18 protein-coding genes are annotated in these 17980 nt (G+C 65.8%); 7 read left to right on the top strand and 11 right to left on the bottom strand.

Annotated features, from left to right (window positions below):
* Window positions 1-5: 5 nt before the first annotated feature.
* The 8 genes from FFS21_RS14495 to FFS21_RS14460 form a co-directional block, all read right to left on the bottom strand.
* Window positions 6-932: a type II secretion system F family protein gene (locus FFS21_RS14495; protein WP_137925525.1), complete on the bottom strand. Its 927-nt coding sequence runs from the start codon at window positions 930-932 to the stop codon at window positions 6-8.
* Entirely contained in the window at window positions 925-2241 is a 1317-nt protein-coding gene (locus FFS21_RS14490) for a TadA family conjugal transfer-associated ATPase (RefSeq protein WP_137925486.1), read from the bottom strand. The genes FFS21_RS14495 and FFS21_RS14490 overlap by 8 nt, the downstream gene beginning before the upstream one ends.
* A 1-nt stretch (window position 2242) precedes the next feature.
* Window positions 2243-3463 carry a cellulose synthase operon protein YhjQ/BcsQ gene (locus FFS21_RS14485; RefSeq protein WP_137925485.1) on the bottom strand — a complete coding sequence of 407 codons (1221 nt, stop codon included), beginning with the start codon at window positions 3461-3463 and terminating at the stop codon, window positions 2243-2245.
* Window positions 3464-3499: 36 nt separating this feature from the next.
* Window positions 3500-4888, bottom strand: a complete 1389-nt coding sequence (locus FFS21_RS14480) for a type II and III secretion system protein family protein (protein WP_502705174.1) — start codon at window positions 4886-4888, stop codon at window positions 3500-3502.
* Window positions 4889-4937: 49 nt separating this feature from the next.
* Window positions 4938-5882 carry a Flp pilus assembly protein CpaB gene (gene cpaB / locus FFS21_RS14475; protein ID WP_137925483.1) on the bottom strand — a complete coding sequence of 315 codons (945 nt, stop codon included), beginning with the start codon at window positions 5880-5882 and terminating at the stop codon, window positions 4938-4940.
* Window positions 5883-5948: 66 nt separating this feature from the next.
* Complete coding sequence (locus tag FFS21_RS14470; RefSeq protein ID WP_137925482.1) at window positions 5949-6410, bottom strand: TadE/TadG family type IV pilus assembly protein; 462 nt, start codon at window positions 6408-6410, stop codon at window positions 5949-5951.
* A 364-nt stretch (window positions 6411-6774) separates the two neighbouring features.
* The gene (locus tag FFS21_RS14465; RefSeq protein ID WP_137925481.1) at window positions 6775-6975 is read right to left on the bottom strand and encodes a Flp family type IVb pilin; all 201 of its coding nucleotides are present in this window, start codon (window positions 6973-6975) and stop codon (window positions 6775-6777) included.
* A 427-nt stretch (window positions 6976-7402) separates the two neighbouring features.
* A complete protein-coding gene (locus FFS21_RS14460) occupies window positions 7403-8596 on the bottom strand; it encodes a collagen-like triple helix repeat-containing protein (RefSeq protein ID WP_137925480.1) in 1194 nt (397 codons plus the stop codon).
* Between the two features lie 677 nt (window positions 8597-9273).
* Here FFS21_RS14460 and FFS21_RS14455 point away from each other — a divergent pair.
* Both FFS21_RS14455 and FFS21_RS14450 read left to right on the top strand, forming a co-directional pair.
* Window positions 9274-10713: a collagen-like triple helix repeat-containing protein gene (locus tag FFS21_RS14455; protein ID WP_137925479.1), complete on the top strand. Its 1440-nt coding sequence runs from the start codon at window positions 9274-9276 to the stop codon at window positions 10711-10713.
* A 142-nt stretch (window positions 10714-10855) separates the two neighbouring features.
* The gene (locus FFS21_RS14450) at window positions 10856-12532 is read left to right on the top strand and encodes a ShlB/FhaC/HecB family hemolysin secretion/activation protein (protein WP_137925478.1); all 1677 of its coding nucleotides are present in this window, start codon (window positions 10856-10858) and stop codon (window positions 12530-12532) included.
* Window positions 12533-12548: 16 nt separating this feature from the next.
* On the opposite strand, the gene FFS21_RS14445 is transcribed toward FFS21_RS14450, so the two are convergent.
* Window positions 12549-12755 carry a dodecin gene (locus tag FFS21_RS14445; protein ID WP_137925477.1) on the bottom strand — a complete coding sequence of 69 codons (207 nt, stop codon included), beginning with the start codon at window positions 12753-12755 and terminating at the stop codon, window positions 12549-12551.
* A 246-nt stretch (window positions 12756-13001) separates the two neighbouring features.
* On the opposite strand from FFS21_RS14445, the gene FFS21_RS14440 reads away from it, so the two are divergent.
* From FFS21_RS14440 to FFS21_RS14430, 3 genes are all read left to right on the top strand, one after another.
* Window positions 13002-13574: a phospholipase D family nuclease gene (locus FFS21_RS14440; protein WP_237380633.1), complete on the top strand. Its 573-nt coding sequence runs from the start codon at window positions 13002-13004 to the stop codon at window positions 13572-13574.
* Window positions 13575-13861: 287 nt separating this feature from the next.
* On the top strand, window positions 13862-14275 hold the full coding sequence (locus tag FFS21_RS14435; protein WP_137925475.1) for a hypothetical protein: 414 nt from the start codon (window positions 13862-13864) through the stop codon (window positions 14273-14275).
* A gap of 195 nt (window positions 14276-14470) precedes the next feature.
* Entirely contained in the window at window positions 14471-15196 is a 726-nt protein-coding gene (locus FFS21_RS14430) for a dienelactone hydrolase family protein (RefSeq protein ID WP_137925474.1), read from the top strand.
* A gap of 70 nt (window positions 15197-15266) precedes the next feature.
* On the opposite strand, the gene FFS21_RS14425 is transcribed toward FFS21_RS14430, so the two are convergent.
* Window positions 15267-16034 carry a glycine zipper 2TM domain-containing protein gene (locus FFS21_RS14425; protein ID WP_137925473.1) on the bottom strand — a complete coding sequence of 256 codons (768 nt, stop codon included), beginning with the start codon at window positions 16032-16034 and terminating at the stop codon, window positions 15267-15269.
* Window positions 16035-16189: 155 nt separating this feature from the next.
* Window positions 16190-16678 (bottom strand): MarR family winged helix-turn-helix transcriptional regulator, encoded by a 489-nt coding sequence (locus tag FFS21_RS14420; protein ID WP_137925472.1) that lies wholly within the window; start codon window positions 16676-16678, stop codon window positions 16190-16192.
* 197 nt (window positions 16679-16875) lie between these two features.
* Here FFS21_RS14420 and FFS21_RS14415 point away from each other — a divergent pair, with 197 nt between their 5' ends.
* Both FFS21_RS14415 and FFS21_RS14410 read left to right on the top strand, forming a co-directional pair.
* Complete coding sequence (locus FFS21_RS14415; RefSeq protein WP_137925471.1) at window positions 16876-17427, top strand: YggT family protein; 552 nt, start codon at window positions 16876-16878, stop codon at window positions 17425-17427.
* A gap of 198 nt (window positions 17428-17625) precedes the next feature.
* Window positions 17626-17898 carry a hypothetical protein gene (locus FFS21_RS14410; protein ID WP_137925470.1) on the top strand — a complete coding sequence of 91 codons (273 nt, stop codon included), beginning with the start codon at window positions 17626-17628 and terminating at the stop codon, window positions 17896-17898.
* Window positions 17899-17980 lie beyond the last annotated feature (82 nt).

Here is a 17980-nt window from a genome sequence, read left to right as displayed (position 1 = left end):
CGCCCCTAGATCGACTTTGCCAGCCGGTACAGCAGCAGCACGCCGATGATCTCCAGCATGCCCGCGCCGATCAGCATCGAACGGCCCGACGGATCGCGCCACATCAGCATGATGTAGCCCGCATTCATCACGAACAACCCGCCCGCCACCACCAGCGGCAACAGCCCCAGCACCCATGCCGAGAGGCGCGTCTCTGCCGACAGCGCCAGCAGTTCACGCTGCGCTTCCTCCCGGTCGCGCATGAATGTGGCCGTGCGCTCCATGACCACGTCGGCCCGTCCGCCATAGCGTTGCGACAGCCGCAGCACGGACGACACGATGACCAGTTCGTCGAGCCGGTACGCGCGTCCTACGTGCAGCACCGCCTGATCGAGTTCCTTGCCCGCACGCTGCAGATGGATGGCCTGCACCAGACACTGGCGCAAAGGCGGCTCGGTATTGGCTACGGAGTTCTGGAACGCTGCCGGCACACTGCTGCCGATGGTCATCAACCGCACCACGCCATCGAGAAAGCCGGGCAACTGGCGCAGCATCTTGTCCTTGATGCGGCGAATGCGCATCGACAGCACGAACACGAGCAGCGCCCCGCCGGTCAGCAACATCGACACCGCGCCGATCAGGCCACCCGCCAGCGCGCCGATCAGCACCAGTACCAGCGGCGGCGCGCCCCAGCGCAGGTAGGTGCCACGTGCCGGTGTCAGGTCGGCGCGGCGCAGCAGTTCCGTCCAGCGGCGGCGCAGGTCGCGCGTCGTGCCCGGCTGTGCCGGCTCCGACGCCACGGCGTAGCGCGCACGGACCTGCTCGGTCTGCGCCGTCAGGTGCGCACGCGCGTGTTCGGCGTGGCCGCGCGCGCGCGCCGTGGCCAGCATCAGCAGGCCCAGCCCCAGCAGCACCAGGGCACACGCGGCGATGAGGAGGCTGGCGCTAGAGATCAAAGCGGTCATCCAGCGCGAAGCCGGCCGGGCGCAAGCGCGCCAGCTTGGGCGAATGCGGCAGGATGCCGAGCGCCTGCCAGCGATCGGTCTCGGTGCCGTCCGGGTTCTGCACGGGCTCGTGCCGATACAGCTCCTGCGTGGAGATGATGTTGTCCCCCAGCCCTGTGACCTCGGTGATCGACACGATGCGACGCCGGCCACTCGACAGCCGCCCGATCTGCACGATGAAATCCACCGCGTTGGCGATCTGGCGGCGCAGGCTCACCTCGCTGCCCTGGAAGCCTGCAAAGCCCGCCAGCATCTCCAGCCGGTACAGGCATTCGCGCGGACTGCTCGCGTGGATGGTGCCCATCGAGCCATCGTGCCCCGTGCTCATCGCCTGCAGCATCTCCAGCACCTCGCCGCCGCGCACTTCGCCCACGATGATGCGGTCCGGCCGCATCCGCAGACTGTTGCGCAGCAGGTCGCGAATCGTCACCGTGCCCGTGCCCTCGAAGCCGCCGGGCCGGCTCTCCAGCCGCACCACGTGCGGATGGTTCAGTGCCAACTCGGCCGTGTCCTCGATCGTGATCACGCGCTCGGTGACGGGGATGAACGTGGCCAGCGCGTTGAGCAGCGAGGTCTTGCCCGAACTTGTACCGCCGCTCACCAGGATGTTGCAGCGCGCCCGCACTGCGGCTTCGAGCAGCTCGGTGATCTCCGGGCTCATCGTGCCAAGCCCCTGCAGGTCTGCGGGCGTGAGCGGGTCCTTGCGGAACTTGCGAATCGAGACCACGGGGCCGGCCAATGCCAGCGGCGGGATGATCACGTTGATGCGGCCCCCGTCGGGCAGACGCGCATCGACCATCGGGTTCGACTCGTCCAGCCGGCGGCCAATCGGCGCCAGGATGCGACGCACGATGCGCAGCAAGTGGCCGTTGTCCGCGAAGCGCACCGGTATGCGCTCCAGCACGCCATGGCGCGACACGTACACGTCGTGATGGCCGTTGACGAGGATGTCTTCCACGGCGGGATCGTGCAGCAGATCCTCGATGGGACCGAAGCCCGCCAGCTCCTTGGTCAGGGCCTCGGAGATCTGCTTCAGTTCCGCCTCGTTGATCGGGATGCGGCGCAAGCGCGTGAAGCTCTCCAGTTCCAGATCGACAAAGCGCTGGATGGCCGCGCGCGACCATCGCCCGAACTCCGCGCCCAGTTCCTCGATGCGGGTGAGCAGGTGCTCGTGCGCGGCCTCCTTGATCTTGTGGAACTCCTGCGAAACAGGAAACGGAGCGGCGGTGTTGTCCGAGAATTCAATCGCGTCGGTCATGTCAGTTCCCGGCCCGGGCAGTGCGCGCCACACGCAGCGCATCGGGCAGTTTGTCCTTGATCCGTGCCAGGATGCCGCGCTCGGACAGTTGTCCGGCGTGGTATCCCAGCCGCTCCATCAACGCGCCCAGGGCGCGCACGTAGGGATCGGCGGGTGCCTCGTCGGCCAGCACCACGCCACGATTGGCGGCCTGCAGCAGCGCCGCGCGCCGGTCGGGCAGCGTCCCAACGCTCGACACACCGATGCGCTCGGCGATCTGCTGCGCCTCCACGCCCAACTCGGGATCGAAACGCGAGACCAGCAGATGCATGTCCTGCCGCTCCACCTCGCGCTTGTGCAACTCCTGCACGACTTCGGCTGCGGACACGATCGCGCCCACGCTCTGCTCGGCCACCAGCACCACGGCATCGGCCGCCTTGACGATCTGTGCCATGAACTCCGCATTGGTGAAGCCGCCGAGGTCGATCACCTGAAGATCGAAGAACGCGCGCAGGCGGTCGAACAGCGTGAGGGCTTCGGAGTACGAGATGTCGCGCAGTTCGGCCAGCGTGGCCGGCAGCGGCAGCACGGACACGCCGTTGGCGTGGCGCGCGAGCGCCGTCTGCACGAACACATGATCGAAGCGGCGCACATTGCGCACGGCCTCCACGAAATGGAATTCCGGCGCGATGTTGAGGTACAGCGCGCCATCGCGTGCGGGCAGTCCAAGATCGAGCAGCAGCACTTCTGCGTCCTGCCGCTGCCGCACCGCCGCGGCAAGGTTGACCGCGAGACTCGTCACGCCCACACCGGGCCGTGCGCCGAGCAGCGCCACTACCTTGCCGTGCCGATCCTTGTGCGTCACGGCACGCACCTGGGCGCGCGGCACCACCAGCCGCTTCACGGCGGCCGTGGCCTGTGCGGGTGCGCCGCGCAGGTCGATGAAATCGCGCACGCCGGCGCGCATCGCCGTGAGCATGGTCTCGGATTCGGCCGCATGGCCCACCGCCACCATCGGCAGTTGCGGAAACAGCCGCACCACCTGTTCGGCCAGCCGCGCCGACGCGCTCGCGTGTGCCGCCGTGAAATCGAGGAAGACCAGCCCCGGGCGCAGCGCGCCGATCTGGTCGATGAACGCCTCCTGTGCGCCATCCTCGGCGACGAGCCTGCCAGCACCCTGGAGCGCGTGGCCCAGCCAGTGGCGCACTTCCTCGTGCGTGGTGTTCAGCAGAAAGTCATCCATCCGCCTGTCTCGCTCCATCAGCCATGCAGTTGACGGTTACCGGGAGAATCCCGGCAGTGTCCGGTCCACGTACTCGCCCATCACGAAGCGGCCCCAGACGTTGGGGCTCGACGTCGTGCGGCCGTCGTTGGCCACATTGGCCGCCGCCTGCGAATCGCGGGCCAGCGGCTTCACCAGATGCGGCGTCACCACGATCATCAGTTCGCGGTCCTCCTGGTGGAAATTCAGGTTCTTGAAGAACGCACCCAGCACGGGCAGGTCTCCCAGGAACGGCACCTTGCTCACGTTGCTCACCGTGTTGCGGCTGACCAGCCCGCCGATCACAAAGCTCTCTCCATCGCCCAGTTCGATCATCGTGTCAGCGCGCCGCGTGACGATGGCCGGCACCGATGCGCCATTGATCGAGATGCCGCGCGACGGATCGAGATCGCTTGCCTCGGGCGCCACCTTCAACGCGATGCGATCGCTGGACAACACCGTGGGCGACACCGTCAAACCGATACCAAACGGCTTGAACTGGATCGTCGTCGTGCCCAGCGCCTGCGGCACGGGAATCGGGATTTCGCCACCGGCGAGGAAACTCGCACTCTGGCCCGACAGCGCAACAAGACTCGGCTCCGCCAGCACGCGCACCAGACCGTTGGACTCCAGCAGGCTCAGGTTCGCGAAAATGCCTTTCGATGCCGACGCCGCGACGAGGTTGAACGCGCTGCTGATGGGCGACACGGTCTCGATCACCGGATTCGGCATCGTGATGTTGTCCGCCTTGGTCAGCGACGACGGGCTGAACGAGCCGAACGCGAATCCGTTCTTGCTGCGCAGGAAGTTCAGTCCCACCTCCTTCAGCACGGTGCGGCTGATCTCCACGACTTTCACATCGACCTGCACCGTGCCCGATACCGGCACGATGGACCGATCCACAACCACGCCGCCCTTGCCATCGGCGCCGGCCACCGCCGCACGCGCTGCCAACTGCGCACGCGCGGCAGCCGCGGAGTTTGGCGACTCGCCGCTGATCGTGGCACCGGCAGCGGACGTCTCGATCTTTGCGCCGCCCGCATCCTGCGCCACGGCATCCACCTGTACCGTGTAGCTCACGGGCGGTCCGTTGCGGGTCCAGAGCATCAGGTCCGTGGTGCCCGGCTTCTTCGCCACCACAAGCACCGTCGGCACGCCGCCCTTGTTCTTCAGCAGCAGCGCATCGGCCACCGCCGGATTGCCCACCGCCACACGCTCCAGCGCCTGGCCGGGCCGGATCTCCTGCTGCGCGCCGGCCATCAGGCGCAGCGTGCGGATGGAGGTCGTGGATGCCACCGGCGGCGCATCCGTGGCAAGTTGCGCGTCGGCCGGACGCATGGTGAGGGCCGAGGCCGCCGCCAGCGCCATCAGCGCGGCCCATGCCAGGGCATTCGTCTTCTTGCGCATGCGCGCCAAAACACGGTCTTCGATCAGTTTGCTCATGCCGTGTGGTCCGTTATTCGATGTCTCGCTTGCCGGCGCGGATCACTTCCACGCCGCTGCGGTTGTCCGGGTTATCGCGTCGTGCCATCGGCGTCTGCACCGGCGCCGATACCTGCCGCACGCCTGCTGCGGCGGGACGCGATGCATCGCTGCGCACCAGCCCCGCCAGGCTCACGCCCGCCATGGCCCTGTCCACCGGCGCACGCTCCGCAGGCGGCGGCACACCCGCGCGGGCCTGCAACACGGGCGGCGGCTCGCTGTACATGCCTTCGCTCGGCACCGATTCATCCTTTGGATTGCGCAGCGCCAGGATCAAGCGGCCGGCCTGCTGCGCCATCGCGAGCTTGCCCACCTGATCCACCGGCACCGACAGCACCGCCGTCTTGGCCCCTTCACGCCGCGCCATCATCTGCTCGCCCTGCGCCTTGGCCGATTCGTTCACCGCACCCGCGCCGTAAGCCAGCACGCGCAGGTGCGAGAGCAGCAGCCGGGTCTGGCTGTCGGTGATTTCCTGGCTGTCGCGACGCAGGATCACGAACACATCCACGAAATCGCCCGGCTGCACCTGGTGGCCCACGCCCACCACTTCATCCACCGCCACGGCCAACGCGCGGTCGCCCTCGGGAATCTGCCGCGCCAGTCCTGCCAGCAACTGGCTTTCGAGCACGGGCACATGGGCGCCGAGATTGACCAGCGGCACCTGTCCCGCCACGCGCGAGATGTCTCGATAGCCGCCTGCCGGGTCCATCGGCAACTGCATCACGGTCAACGCATCGGCCGGCAGCGGCTTGCCCGCTTCCACCGCGCGCGTGGTGACCACCACCGCGTGCGAGGCCGCCTGCTCCGTGCTGACAGCGGGCAGCGGCTGATGCCGTGCAACGCGCCAGGCCATCAACGCCAGCAGTCCGGCCAGCACCAGCAGGACGACGGCGAGTATCCGTATCTGTTTACTGCTCATGTCGGTCTCCTGTACGAAGTGTTGGAAGGCAACGCAGTGCGCGTCGAACGAGGCGGCTCCATGGGTTCACGTATCGGGAGAAAGCTGGACAATGGCCTGCCCGGTCAGCGAGGCAGGCACGGGAACGAATGGCATCACCGGCAGCAGCGAATTGGTGGGCAGGTTCAGCGTGACCTGTACACATTGCTGCCCGGCGGGCGCGGTGCAGGCAACGGCCTGGGCCACGGCACCCTTGGTCAGGTTGGACTCTACGGTGGCAGGCAGCGTGCCGCGCGCCGTCTGTTCCGCGGCAGAAACACGCAGGGCCACGGTATCGGCCAGCGTGCCGTTATTCGTTGTGAGGGGATAACGCAAGGCAGCCCGCGCACCTTCCTCGGCGGCGAGCGTGAGCACCTGCTGCATGGCCAGGATCACGCCGTAGTAGACGATGCCCAGAACCACTGCCAGCAGGAGCGGAAACACCAATGCGAACTCAAGCGCTACGGCACCGTCGTCGCGATGACGATGCGCGTTTCCCCGTGATGCCATGCTTCACCCAGACATGTTCGATGCGCCAACCCGATGGCGACCCGGCACCGTTCCGCCGGGGCCGGCATGGCCGGCCCCGGGGACGGTGTGCCCATTGGGCGTACTCGCACTACGCTTCGCGACTTGGAACCACTCTTACTGTCCTTGCCTGGCCGTCCGTGATTGCCTGCGGCCAGTGCCGAGCTACCACTTCTTCAGTTGCCTTGCTGCAAGACTCTTCCGTCCGGCAACCGCCCCCGCGTGCCGTTGCCAGCCGGTAGAGATCAGTGTGGACGCACGGCGCGAGCAGCCACCGCCGCGAGCGGAAGCCGCGGACGGTACTGCAACCCGTGAGTCAGCGAATGGTGTACCTTGGGGACGCCTGCTACGGCTTCGCGGTGAACAAGCCTGAAACCTTGTTCGCGAGTGTGTCGAAACCCGTGCCGAGATTCGTGCCGAGGCTCGTCGCACCGGTGACTACCCCGAGTGCGATGAGGCCGACGATGAGGCCATACTCGATAGCCGTGGCACCGCGCTGGGTGCGTTTGGTGAGCTTGTTGGTGTGGATGCGCGCCAGATGCTTCATGATGTTCACTCCCGAAAAGTGAGTTACCCCTGAGTGGATTCCAGCAGTGCTTTCTGACCCCAATCCGATTGCCATCTAATTGCTATTTGTGGCTCTTATGTTGTTTTTGCTGCTGGTGAACAATTTATAAGACATGGCTTGTTTCATCCATACCCCCCAAACGAGCTATGGTTGCTTCAGCTTATTGGAGGACAGACGTTTGAAACAATACGGGAGCCTCTCCGCTCTTCGGCTGAGCGGAAGCTAATTGTTAAAGAGCGCGCAATAAAAGCGGTATGCCGTGCGGAGGCCTGCACCTGCTGGCACAGACTGACCGCACGGCACGAAATAAAAGGATGCGCCGCGCGGGGTAAGGACGACAACGCACCGTAAAGTAATCGAATTGGATGACAGGGAAAGTCCCCGGTCATCCAGGGCCCAGCGTGTATCAGTGGCGCGTCAGTCCGCCGAGTAGACCCGTCAACGGCGCGAGCGGATTGCTGGCGTTGTTGCCCGATGCCGCACCCGTCGCACTCGTAGTCGTCGTGGTGGTGGTCGTGGTGATCGTGCCGGTCACCGTGCCGAGCAGACCCGTCACCGGTGCGAGCGGACTCGCGCCATTGCCCGATGCGGCACCACCCACTCCACCCAACGCGCCCGTCAGATTGCCGAGCAAACCGGTCACAGGTGCCAGCGGACCCGATCCATTCGATGCACCACCGAGCGGCAGGGTATTGAGCAGGCCGCCAAGCGGATTGCCGCCGACGGTGCCGTTGCCATGCAGCAGCACGCCGGTCACCGCGACGGTCTTGCCGGCTTCGTTCACGACACCACCCAGCGGCGAGACGATCGGGAAGTTCTTGCCGGCAATCAGGTCGCCACCGGTGGCCAACGTATTGCCGAGTTGCGTCAGGAGGTTGTTCACCGGTGAGCCCAGGCCCGTTGCGGCGCCCAGCGTCTGCGTGGTGCTGGTCACTTGCGTCGTCAACGGGACGATGGCCTTGCTGACGCCGCCGGTCAGTTGCGCGACGGGACCGGTGGACAGCGCCTGGCCGAGCTTGTCGCCACCCGTCATCACCACACCACCCACTTGCTGCACGAGGCCGCCCACGGGGTTCGTCACCGCAGCCAGCGGCGCGAGCTGATCGCTGCCGATGGCCTTCACCAGATCGCCCGCGCTGACCACGGTCACGCCGGCCTTCGATACCACGTTGCCGGTGTTGGCAACGGTCACACCCAGCGGATTCTCGACAGCGCCCATCTTGCCCAGGCCATCGCGCACGCCTTCACCGAGCGTGGCGACCGTATTGCCCGCGTTGATCACCACGTCGCCCGTGGCGTTCTTCGCACCAGCCGGCAGCAGCGGCACATTGGTGTCCTTGATCTGCTGGCCGATCTGGCTCACGGCGTTGCCCGTTGCCACGACCGTATTGCCTGCACCTTCCACGACCTTGCCGGTGGAAGTGTTCTCGGCCGTCGGTTGCGGATTGTTCGTGCCGGGATTGGTCGGCGTGGATGGCGTGGTGGGCGTTGCCGCACCGCCGCTGGAGCCGCCCGAGGCGCAGCCAGCCAGCAGCACTACCACTGCCGCACAGGCAAGTGTCGTCATCTTGAGACCGCGCGTTTGCATCGTCGACTTCATGACCTGTTCTCCTTCAATGTTCTTTGTGAGTGTTGGCTGTCTGCGTGTCCTGTGGCCCGCGCCGTCCTGCCGGAAGGGCGTTGCGATACCGGTAGCGCAATCGGTGTGCCAGCCTCAATCGCATGTTCGATACGGCGGGTCGGCACCGTGCGTCAATGGTCCGCAGAGGCTTGCGCGGCGCGGGTCTGCGGGCGATGGCATGCATTGCATGCGAGGCGGCCAGGCGATACCAGACCGATGGCGCGCGGTGTTACGTGCTACGTAACGTGACGCCCCGGACGTAACGCCGGACCTCATGCGCTTTTCATCCTCATCCGCTAGTCATCCCCACCATGTCTCAACCCTTGCGCCGCACGCGAACGGGGCCGCGTAGCAGCGTTGCCGTTCCCGTTCGTCACGGCCACGTTACGTAACGCGTAACGCCTGGCGCGGTGTGGCGCCGCGCCGCCTGCTTCATGCGCGCGTTTGACCCATCGCCCGGAAAGCCGCGTCGGATGGACGTTTCCGCCACACCTCCCCTTCCTTCGTATGGTGCCGGGGTAATCCTTTCGGACCATTGGCATACCGCTTGCGCTTATCGAAACGAACACGGCACGCCAACGCACTCAGCAAGAATTCAAATGGACGCGTGACCGTGAATCTCGGTCGGGAAAACCAAAGGAAAAAGGACAACGGTCATGCGTCAATCACAACAACAGTTCGGCAAGCAGATTCTCGTGGCGACCCTGCTGGGGTCACTGCTGGCACTGGGCGGTTGCGCCAGCGGCAGCGGTTCCACGTCGATGGGTACGAGCGGTGCCGGTGGTTCGGGCGGCTCGAACAACACGGCCACGACGGGCGGCACGGGTGGCACGGGTGGCACTGACAACGCCGGCATCGGCGGTGGTGGTGGCGGCGGAAATGGCGGTGGCGGCGGAAATGGTGACGGTGGTGGAGACAATGGCGGCGGCACCACGCCGAAGCCGCTCACGCCCACCAGCACGGTGGTCAACAACGCGGGCGGCATTGTCAACGGCGTAGGCAACACCGTGAGCGGTGTGGGCGATGCCATCAAGAACGCTGACGTTCCGGTGGTCTCCACGCAGACCAAGGACGGGCTGGCCGGTGTGGTGGGCTCGCTGGGCGATGCCGTCACCACGCTTGGCACGGGCTTGCAGAGCGGGCTTGGCAACATGCCCAACGCTACCAACCCGCTCGGCACGACGGTGGCCAGCACGGGCGGCGTGGTCAGCCAGGTTGGCAACGCCGTGACGAATGCCGGCAGCGCGGTGGCGGGTCTGGGTAGCGGTCCGCTGGCACCGCTCGGCGCGCTGACCACTCCACTCGGTGGCGTGGTCTCGCAAGTGGGCGGCGTGGTCGGCAACGTCGGCGACAAGCTTGGCACCGCACTCTCCACGGGGCCGGTCGAACAACTGACCAGCAGCGTGAGCAAGGCCATCGTGCCGCTGACTTCCACGCTGACCAACGGCACGCAGACCCTGGGCGCGGCAACCGGCCTGGGCCAGCCGATCAACAACCTGCTGGCAACGGTAGGCGGCGCGCTGGCCACGGCCGGTACGCAACTGACTAACACCAACACCCCCGTGGTCTCCGGTGTCGGCGGCATCGTCACGGGCGCCGGCACTACGGTGGCTTCGGTGGGCGGTGTCTTGAACGGCCCCGCAGGCGGTAGCGCCGGTAGCCCGCTGGCACCTGTCACGGGCCTGATCGGCGGACTGACTGGCGGACTCGGCGGACTGGGTGGTTCCGGAGGCAGCGGTGCAAGCCCGCTTGCTCCGGTGACCGGCCTTGTCAGCGGCATCACCAGCGGACTGACCAGCGCCACGGGCGGCAGCGCCAGCCCGCTCGCCCCCGTGACCGGACTCGTCAGCGGCATCACCAGCGGACTGACCAGCGCGGTCGGCGGCGCAACCAGCGGTTCGGGCAGCAGCGCCAGCCCGCTGGCTCCGGTCACCGGCCTCGTCGGCGCACTGACCGGCGGCAACGCACCGGCCCCCAGCACTGGCACCGGTGGCAGCACGGGTGGCACCAAGCCGGCGAATCCGCTGGCGCCTGTCACGGGCCTGGTCGGCGGACTCGTCGGCGGCCTGACCGGCGCACTGGGCGGCAAGCGCTAGGCACTCGGCACCGGGCGCCGGAGAGCGCCCATCCATATCAGGCGTGACGGCCACGAGGTGGGCGGTGGGGAAGCGGCATCCCCACTGCCCGTGGCACGCAATGCCATAGCCGCAAAGCAGTTTTCATCCGAGGGGTAAGACCATGCGACCACGCACTCGCGTTGCTGCGCTGTTGATCGGCGTCGGCGTCATCCAAAGCGGCCTGTCTCACGCGGAACGGGGCCCCGTACAGGGCGATCCAACACAGACCCTGCCGAGCATTGCACCCAGCAAGCCGGCCCAGAGCAATGTCACCGTCCAGGTAGAGCGGCCCGATTCGGCGCTGCAGAATCTGCTGGCCGCGCGACTCACACCCAAACACTTCCAGATCGAAGGCTCGAAGACGCTGCCCTTTGAAAAGATCGCCGCGCAGTTCGCACCGCTCGCCAATCGCGAGATCACGGTCGCCGAACTACTGCAGGCCGCAGAGGCCGTCACGCAGATGTACAAGGACGCCGGCTATCCCCTCTCGTTCGCATTCGTGCCAGCGCAGAGCTTCGAGAACGGCAACGTGCTGGTGACCGTGGTGGAAGGCTATGTCGCCAACATCACGGTGCGCGGCAAACCCGGCCCGGCCGAAGGACGCCTGCGCAAGATCGCAGAGCAACTGAAGAAGGACCGGCCCCTGCGCCAGGAGAGCTTCGAGCACTACGTCAACGTGCTCGCGCAGCAGCCCGGCATGCAGGTCAATGCCACGGTGCAGCCGCCCACCACCACCGACGGTGCGTGCGACATGATTCTGGAGGTCAAGCGCAAGCCGTTCACGTTCGGCACCGGCGTGGAGTGGATGTCGCCCGGCGTGCGCGCCATCGCCACGGCCACGACGAACAGCCTCACGCCGCTGGGCGAGCAACTCTCGGTCTCCACGCTGTTCCCCAAGGGCCGCGACAACGAGGAGTACTACGCCGCCACCTACGCACAGCCGCTGGGCACCGAGGGCATGCTCGCCAAGGTCACGGCTTCGCACTATCGCGGTGTCCCGCAGAACAGCTCGCTGGCGCCGATCGGGTTCGAATCGCGCTACGTGAACGACTCCAAACGGCTGGGCGGCACGCTGAGCTATCCGGTCATCCTCAACAACCGGCACGTGCTGACGCTCGCGGGCGGCTTCTATGCCAATAACCAGTTCGAGCGCTACACGCAGGCGGTGCAGCCCGGCGCGGGGCGTCAGGTTGAGTTGTCTACCAGCGTGCGTGTGGCCACGGCCGAGGTGTCGTACCTGCAGCGCGGTGTCGGCGTGACGCGCAACGCCACGTTCGGCGTCTACAAGGGCTTCGACGCGCTCGGCGCGGATCGGGAGAACAACAACAATGACCTCAGCTTCTGGCGCACGCGCCTGGCGGTGTCGCAGGCCAGCGACCTGCCTTTCGGCTTTGGCATGTCGGTCTCCGCAGCCGGCCAGTACAGCGGCAACCGCCTGGCATCGAGCGAGCAGATCAGCTTCGGCGGCCGCTTCTTCGGGCTCGGCTATCCGGCTGGCGAAGTGGCGGGCGACAAGGGCTGGGGCGCGTCATTCGAGATCAACCGCCTGTTCACGGTGGACTTCACGTATCTGAAAACGCTGCAGCCGTTCATCGTGACTGACATCGCGCGTGTGTACTCCAACAGTGTTTCGCTGTCGCACCGCAGCCTGCAATCGGTTGGCATCGGCCTGCGCTTCTCGGACCGCCGCTACTACACGATGGATGTCTCGGTGGCGCAGCCCGTGGGCGACAAGCCCACGAACGCCAGCCACCGTTCGCCGCGTATCAACCTGCTCTGGTCGTACCAGTTCGATTGAACGCCGATGCGGCGGGTCAGTTCACGCGGAAGCCTATCTTGAGCGTGACCTGGAAATGCGCGATCTTGCCATCGGTAACATGGCCGCGCATTTCCAGCACCTCGAACCAGTCGATGTGCTTGATGGTCTCGCCGGCCTTGGCCAGCGCATTGCGAATCGCGGCATCGTTGCCATCGGGCGACGTGCCGACGATCTCGACCAGCTTGTAGGTGTGGTTGGTCATATCGGGTCTCCAGCAGTATTGGATAACGAGGTTCGGACACGACGCTCCACAGGAAAGCGTCGCACGGCATGCCTTCATCATAGGCACCTGCTGGATCGAGTCCCAAGGCATGCATGCAGTTCCCGACTTTCTGTTGCGGACCGGGGTTGGTGCCTGTTACGCTGCGTGCCCTCGATTGCCTGTCCCTCCCCTCCCTCATCCTGTTACCCGATGTTTCTTTCCTTGCCTCGATACAGGCGGCTTGCTATGGCCGGCCTGCTCGCCATCGCATCCGCAGCGGGCACCGCCCAGGCCCGCACCGTCTCCACGCTGGAGCACCTGACCCGCACGTTGACCGAGCCGCGCCCGCAGACCAGCCAGTTCGCTGCAGGCAGCACGTACACACTGTGCTTCGTGCCTGACGGCCCGAGTTGCCAGGACATGATCGTCGATGCCATTCATCGCACGCGCCGCCAGTTGCTGATTCAGGCGTACTCCTTCACCAACAAGGAGATTGCCAAGGCCGTGGTGGAAGCCCACCAGCGTGGCGTGGACGTTCGTGTCATTGTTGACAAGAGCCAGTCGTCCGAACGTTACACAAGCGCCACCTTCCTCAAGAACGCGGGCATCGCCGTCGTTATCGATACCAAGCCGGCCATCGCCCATAACAAGGTGATGGTGTTCGACGAGCAGGCCGTGTTCACCGGATCGTTCAACTTCACGAAATCCGCCGAGGAGCGCAATGCCGAGAACGGCATGCTGATTCGCGGCGACAGCGCGGTGGTGAAGGCGTACTCGGACAACTGGCGCACGCGTTACGGCAAGTCCTCGGCGTATTGAAGCGGGCCAATCCGGGAACACCATAGGGGCGCCAAGTGAGCAGCGCCTCTCATACGCGGCGTGGCCGGACGATTGCGGTCCGAACACCCCGCTAATTCGCGCATGCCCCGACGTCTTCCCGCAGGAAGATCAGTCAAACGCTGACAGACGACCTGCTGCACCGCGGTATCTACTACGGGTAACGTATCTGCGGATGCCGCGCGACAAGTTGTTGGTTGTTGCCCGGCCATGCACCTGCCGCATGGCCTGTGTCGCGCCATCCCGCCAACCCGAGGCAGGAGGAAGCGATGCAAACCGAAAATCCAGCAATCCGTAGGCGCCTGTGGTGCGCCGCTGGCGCGGCTGCGGTGGCACTAGGTCTGTCGATGCCCGCGCAGGCGGACATGACAACATCGACGGCCGGACCGTTCACCTACGTCTGTGGCGGCGTGGCTGCAGACGAACAGGCCGAGATGCGCGCCGAGGCGCGTCACTACGACATGGGCCTGCTGTTCACGCAGGGCGGACGCGGCGAGTTTCTCTCGGACGTCAACGTGAAGCTGATGCGCAACGGCAAGCAGGTGGCGGAGTTCACCTCGACCGGCCCGCGCTGCCTGATCCGGGGCCCGCATGCGTCGTATCAGGTAGTAGCCACCTACGAGGGCACGTCGAAGCGTACGACGGTTGCCACCGGAGACAAGAACGTGCAGATGCGCTGGTAAGCCTCGGCACGGAACGTAGCGATCAAGCTGTACTGATCAAGCTGTACTGAGCCGCCTCCGGGCGGCCGCCATGCCGGCTACCGCCCCGCGGAGCCGGCATATTTTTTTGTGCGACGGCTTTCGCGCTGACCCTGCACGATCGCCGCCGCAGTGGCACACTTGCGCTTCCATTCCCCTCCCGGAGTCTGCGGAACCATGACCACCACGCCCAACAATCCCAACAGCCGCTGGATCAAGATCGACACCGCCGCTGGCAGCTTCGACGCGTACCTGAGCCTGCCCCCGGCCGGCAAGCAACCCGGCGGCCCCGGCATCGTGCTCGTGCAGGAAATCTTCGGCGTGAACGAACATATCCGCTCCGTGGCAGACCAGTACGCCGCCGACGGCTACGTGGTGCTCGCCCCCGACGTGTTCTGGCGCTCCCAACCGCACGTGGAACTGGGCTACACCGGACCAGACTGGGAAAAGGCCATGACGTTGTACAAGGCCGTCAACCTTGAAGACACCCTTGGCGATATCGCCGCCACGGTCAGCGCCCTGCGCAACGAGATCGGCCAGGGCGGCAAGGTGGCGGCCGTAGGTTTCTGCTTCGGCGGACTCACGTCATTCCTCGCCGCCGCACGCGGGCTGGTGGATGCAGCGGTGCCTTACTACGGCGGCGGCATTCACAATCATCTGCACGAAGCCACGGCGCTCAACGTGCCCGTGCAGTTCCACTACGGCGCCATCGACGCTCACATTCCGCAAGAGGACGTGGAAAAGGTCCGCCAGGCAGTGGCCGGCAAGCGCGGCACCGAAGTCTTCGTCTACGACCAGGCCGATCACGGCTTCAACTGCTGGGCGCGTGGTTCGTACAACCAGCGCGCGGCGGCGCTGGCGCACGGGCGGGCGCTGGTGTTCCTGGCGAATGCGTTGGCCTGAAACGCTCGACGAGCGGAAAACAAAAGCCCGGCTTGTGAGCCGGGCTTTTTTGTTGCAGACGGCACCGTCATCAATACGGCACCGCCACTCCGTTCTGCACCTTGACCCGATCGCCGATACGCATGTTGTACGGGCTGCCCTGCGTCAGCGTCAGGTAGCCGTTGTCCTGCGTGCGCACACGGACGCGGAACGCGGCAGGGCTGGTGCTGGAGCGCTTCTCCACTTCGTTGCCCGCCAGCGCACCGGCTACCGCGCCGCCGATGGTCGCCACGGTGTTGCCGCGTCCGCCACCGACCTGATGGCCGAGCAGGCCGCCCACCACCCCGCCAATGACCGCGCCGGCACCGCTGGTGTCAGCCGGTTGCCCGCCCAGTTGTTCGATCGACTCCACCCAGCCATAGCGCACCGCATAGGGATCGGACTGACCGTAGTAGCTGCCCTGTCCCGGTTGCTGCGGTTGTGGCTGTTGCGGATAGCCATATTGGTCGTAACCGGGCTGCTGCGGATAAGCCGGTTGCTGCGGATACGACGATTGGGGATAGGAGGATTGCGGATAGCCTGGCTGGGCGGTGCCGCTGATTTGCGTGCCTGACGTTCCCTGGTCGTAGCCAGCATTGCCATAGCCACCATATCCGCCATAGCCCGTCGCTGCACCCGTGATCGCACCGGTCTGATAGCCCGTCTGGTAGCCATCGCCGTACCCCGCACCGTAAGGCACGGCACAGCCGCCCAGCACGCTGGCAGCCAGCGCAGCGAGTGCGGCGGTGCGAAAGGCTGGACGAAGACCCCGGCGCGCCGACGGGCGAGTCGGTTGAGCCGGATGGGACGGGATGGACATGATCGAAGCTCCGGCGCCTGCGCGCAGAATCGCCCGCAGAATGAGGGCATGTGGATATTGGGCGGCAGTCTAGAGCCGCTCTCCACAGGCAGGTGTCACCGGAGATTGTGTTGGGTAACCGGCTGTAACGCTACGCCGGATTCCGCAGTCAAGCGTCAGCCGCGTTCGGATTCGTCGTCGTTGAACGCGGTGATGCGCGCCACACGGAAGGCGCCGCGCAGCGATTCGAGTTCCGCACGATGCAGCGTGGCCAGGCGATTCAGGCAGCGCTCGCCCTTGGTCAGCAGGTGGATCTGCACCACGCGCCGGTCGTCGGGATTCACCCGGCGTGTCACCAGCCCGGCTGCCTCGCAGCGATTCACCAGTGCCACCACGCCATGCTGCTTGGCCTGCAGGCGCTCGGCCAGCTCGCCGATCGACGCCCAGTTCTTCTCCCGGCTGCCCCGGATGTGCAGCATCAACAGGTACTGCTGCACGGTCACGCCTTCGGCCTGGGCGGCGTCTTCGGAAAACCGCAGGAAGCGTCGAAGCTGGTAGCGAAAATCGGACAGGGCTTCGAAATCCTCCTTGCCGAGGGCGACCTCGGGTGTGGCTGGCCTGGAGGCAGACTTGCTGGCTGATTTTGCGGCGGGCTTTCGGGACATAAGCACTAAACGGGACGCGGAGATCACTGGTTCGGGCGCCATTATAGGAGCAGCGGAATTTACGCCCGGTGCGTTGACGCGCATACGGGTGGTATTTTTGCCGCAAGCCCGTCAGGCCGGTATGGCAGAATCTGTGCGGTCGCCGACACCCTGTCGCCAAGTCACACCTCAACACGCCTGAAAGGGAAATCCGCCCGATGTTCACGGAAATCGTCCTGTTCCTGCTAGATACCGTCTTTACCCTCTTCGGCATGGCACTGCTGCTGCGCCTGTGGATGCAACTCACCCGGCTGCCCTCGCGCAACCCCGTATCGCAGGGGGTATTCCAGGTCACCGACTGGATCGTGCGTCCGCTGCGCCGCATCCTGCCTGGCATCGGCGGTATCGACTGGGCTACCGTGGTGTCGGTCTACCTCACCGCGGTCGCGTTCCTGGTCTGCCGCACGCTGATTCTGGGTGCCGATCCGGTGTCCTTCCTGCCCGCCATCCTCGCGCTGGCCCTGCTGACCATGCTCAAGTGGGCCATCAGCATGGTCATGTGGGTCACGCTGCTGATGGCGGTGCTCTCGTGGGTGAATCCGCAATCCCCGCTGGCCGGACCCATCTGGCATCTGACCGCGCCGCTGCTGCGCCCGATCCAGCGCGTGATGCCGCGCCTGGGCGGTTTCGATCTCTCGCCGCTGGTGCTGTTCGTGGTGGCGCAGATCCTGTTGATGGTCATCGCCGGGCTCAGTCGCGGCGTGGTGTGAGCATGTACTAACCTGCGTGGCGCGCCCGGTGGCGGGGCGCCACCGTATCACGGAATGAACCCCAAGGGTTAACCCGTATTGTTCGGTCAGTTGGACAGAGTGTCGAGGAATCACCCTTTTTCGGGGGGGTGTCGAAGCCTACATTACAGCCAGCGCGGAACCACCGCGTTCATGCCAATAAGTAGGAACAGCACAACCATGAAGACCCTCGCTCTCTCCCTGATCTGCGCCATCGGCCTGTCGGCCGCTGCCACTGCCGCCCAAGCTTCGCAATCCGTATCCGATCTGGCCCGCCTCGACGGCAGCATCGGCCGCAAGATCGACCCGTACCTCGACGGCGCCCGCAGCGTGACCGAAAAGCGTGACGTGTACACCGAAGGCGCCCGCAGCGTCACCGAAAAGCGCGATGTGTACTCGGAAGGCGCCCGTGGCGTGACCGAGAAGCGCGACGTTTTCAGCGAAGGCGCCTGATCTCTCCTGATCCAGCGCTCACCTGCATGCCCCGACTGCCATCGGGCGCACCAGCAGGTTCGGCGTGGTGCCCCTGCCACGC

This window comes from Cupriavidus sp. 2SB, assembly GCF_005503625.1.
Classification (GTDB): Bacteria; Pseudomonadota; Gammaproteobacteria; order Burkholderiales; family Burkholderiaceae; genus Cupriavidus.
This window is presented reverse-complemented; position numbering and strand designations above follow the sequence as displayed.

Coding starts and splice junctions, on each gene's coding strand:
- FFS21_RS14440 (WP_237380633.1), top strand. CDS start 13,002: ATGGCCGGCCTGCTCGCCATCGCATCCGCAGCGGGCACCGCCCAGGCC.
- FFS21_RS14460 (WP_137925480.1), bottom strand. CDS start 8,596: ATGAAGTCGACGATGCAAACGCGCGGTCTCAAGATGACGACACTTGCC.
- cpaB (WP_137925483.1), bottom strand. CDS start 5,882: ATGAGCAGTAAACAGATACGGATACTCGCCGTCGTCCTGCTGGTGCTG.
- FFS21_RS14410 (WP_137925470.1), top strand. CDS start 17,626: ATGAAGACCCTCGCTCTCTCCCTGATCTGCGCCATCGGCCTGTCGGCC.
- FFS21_RS14430 (WP_137925474.1), top strand. CDS start 14,471: ATGACCACCACGCCCAACAATCCCAACAGCCGCTGGATCAAGATCGAC.
- FFS21_RS14415 (WP_137925471.1), top strand. CDS start 16,876: ATGTTCACGGAAATCGTCCTGTTCCTGCTAGATACCGTCTTTACCCTC.
- FFS21_RS14465 (WP_137925481.1), bottom strand. CDS start 6,975: ATGAAGCATCTGGCGCGCATCCACACCAACAAGCTCACCAAACGCACC.
- FFS21_RS14455 (WP_137925479.1), top strand. CDS start 9,274: ATGCGTCAATCACAACAACAGTTCGGCAAGCAGATTCTCGTGGCGACC.
- FFS21_RS14445 (WP_137925477.1), bottom strand. CDS start 12,755: ATGACCAACCACACCTACAAGCTGGTCGAGATCGTCGGCACGTCGCCC.
- FFS21_RS14490 (WP_137925486.1), bottom strand. CDS start 2,241: ATGACCGACGCGATTGAATTCTCGGACAACACCGCCGCTCCGTTTCCT.
- FFS21_RS14420 (WP_137925472.1), bottom strand. CDS start 16,678: ATGTCCCGAAAGCCCGCCGCAAAATCAGCCAGCAAGTCTGCCTCCAGG.
- FFS21_RS14470 (WP_137925482.1), bottom strand. CDS start 6,410: ATGGCATCACGGGGAAACGCGCATCGTCATCGCGACGACGGTGCCGTA.
- FFS21_RS14435 (WP_137925475.1), top strand. CDS start 13,862: ATGCAAACCGAAAATCCAGCAATCCGTAGGCGCCTGTGGTGCGCCGCT.
- FFS21_RS14485 (WP_137925485.1), bottom strand. CDS start 3,463: ATGGATGACTTTCTGCTGAACACCACGCACGAGGAAGTGCGCCACTGG.
- FFS21_RS14480 (WP_502705174.1), bottom strand. CDS start 4,888: ATGCGCAAGAAGACGAATGCCCTGGCATGGGCCGCGCTGATGGCGCTG.
- FFS21_RS14450 (WP_137925478.1), top strand. CDS start 10,856: ATGCGACCACGCACTCGCGTTGCTGCGCTGTTGATCGGCGTCGGCGTC.
- FFS21_RS14425 (WP_137925473.1), bottom strand. CDS start 16,034: ATGTCCATCCCGTCCCATCCGGCTCAACCGACTCGCCCGTCGGCGCGC.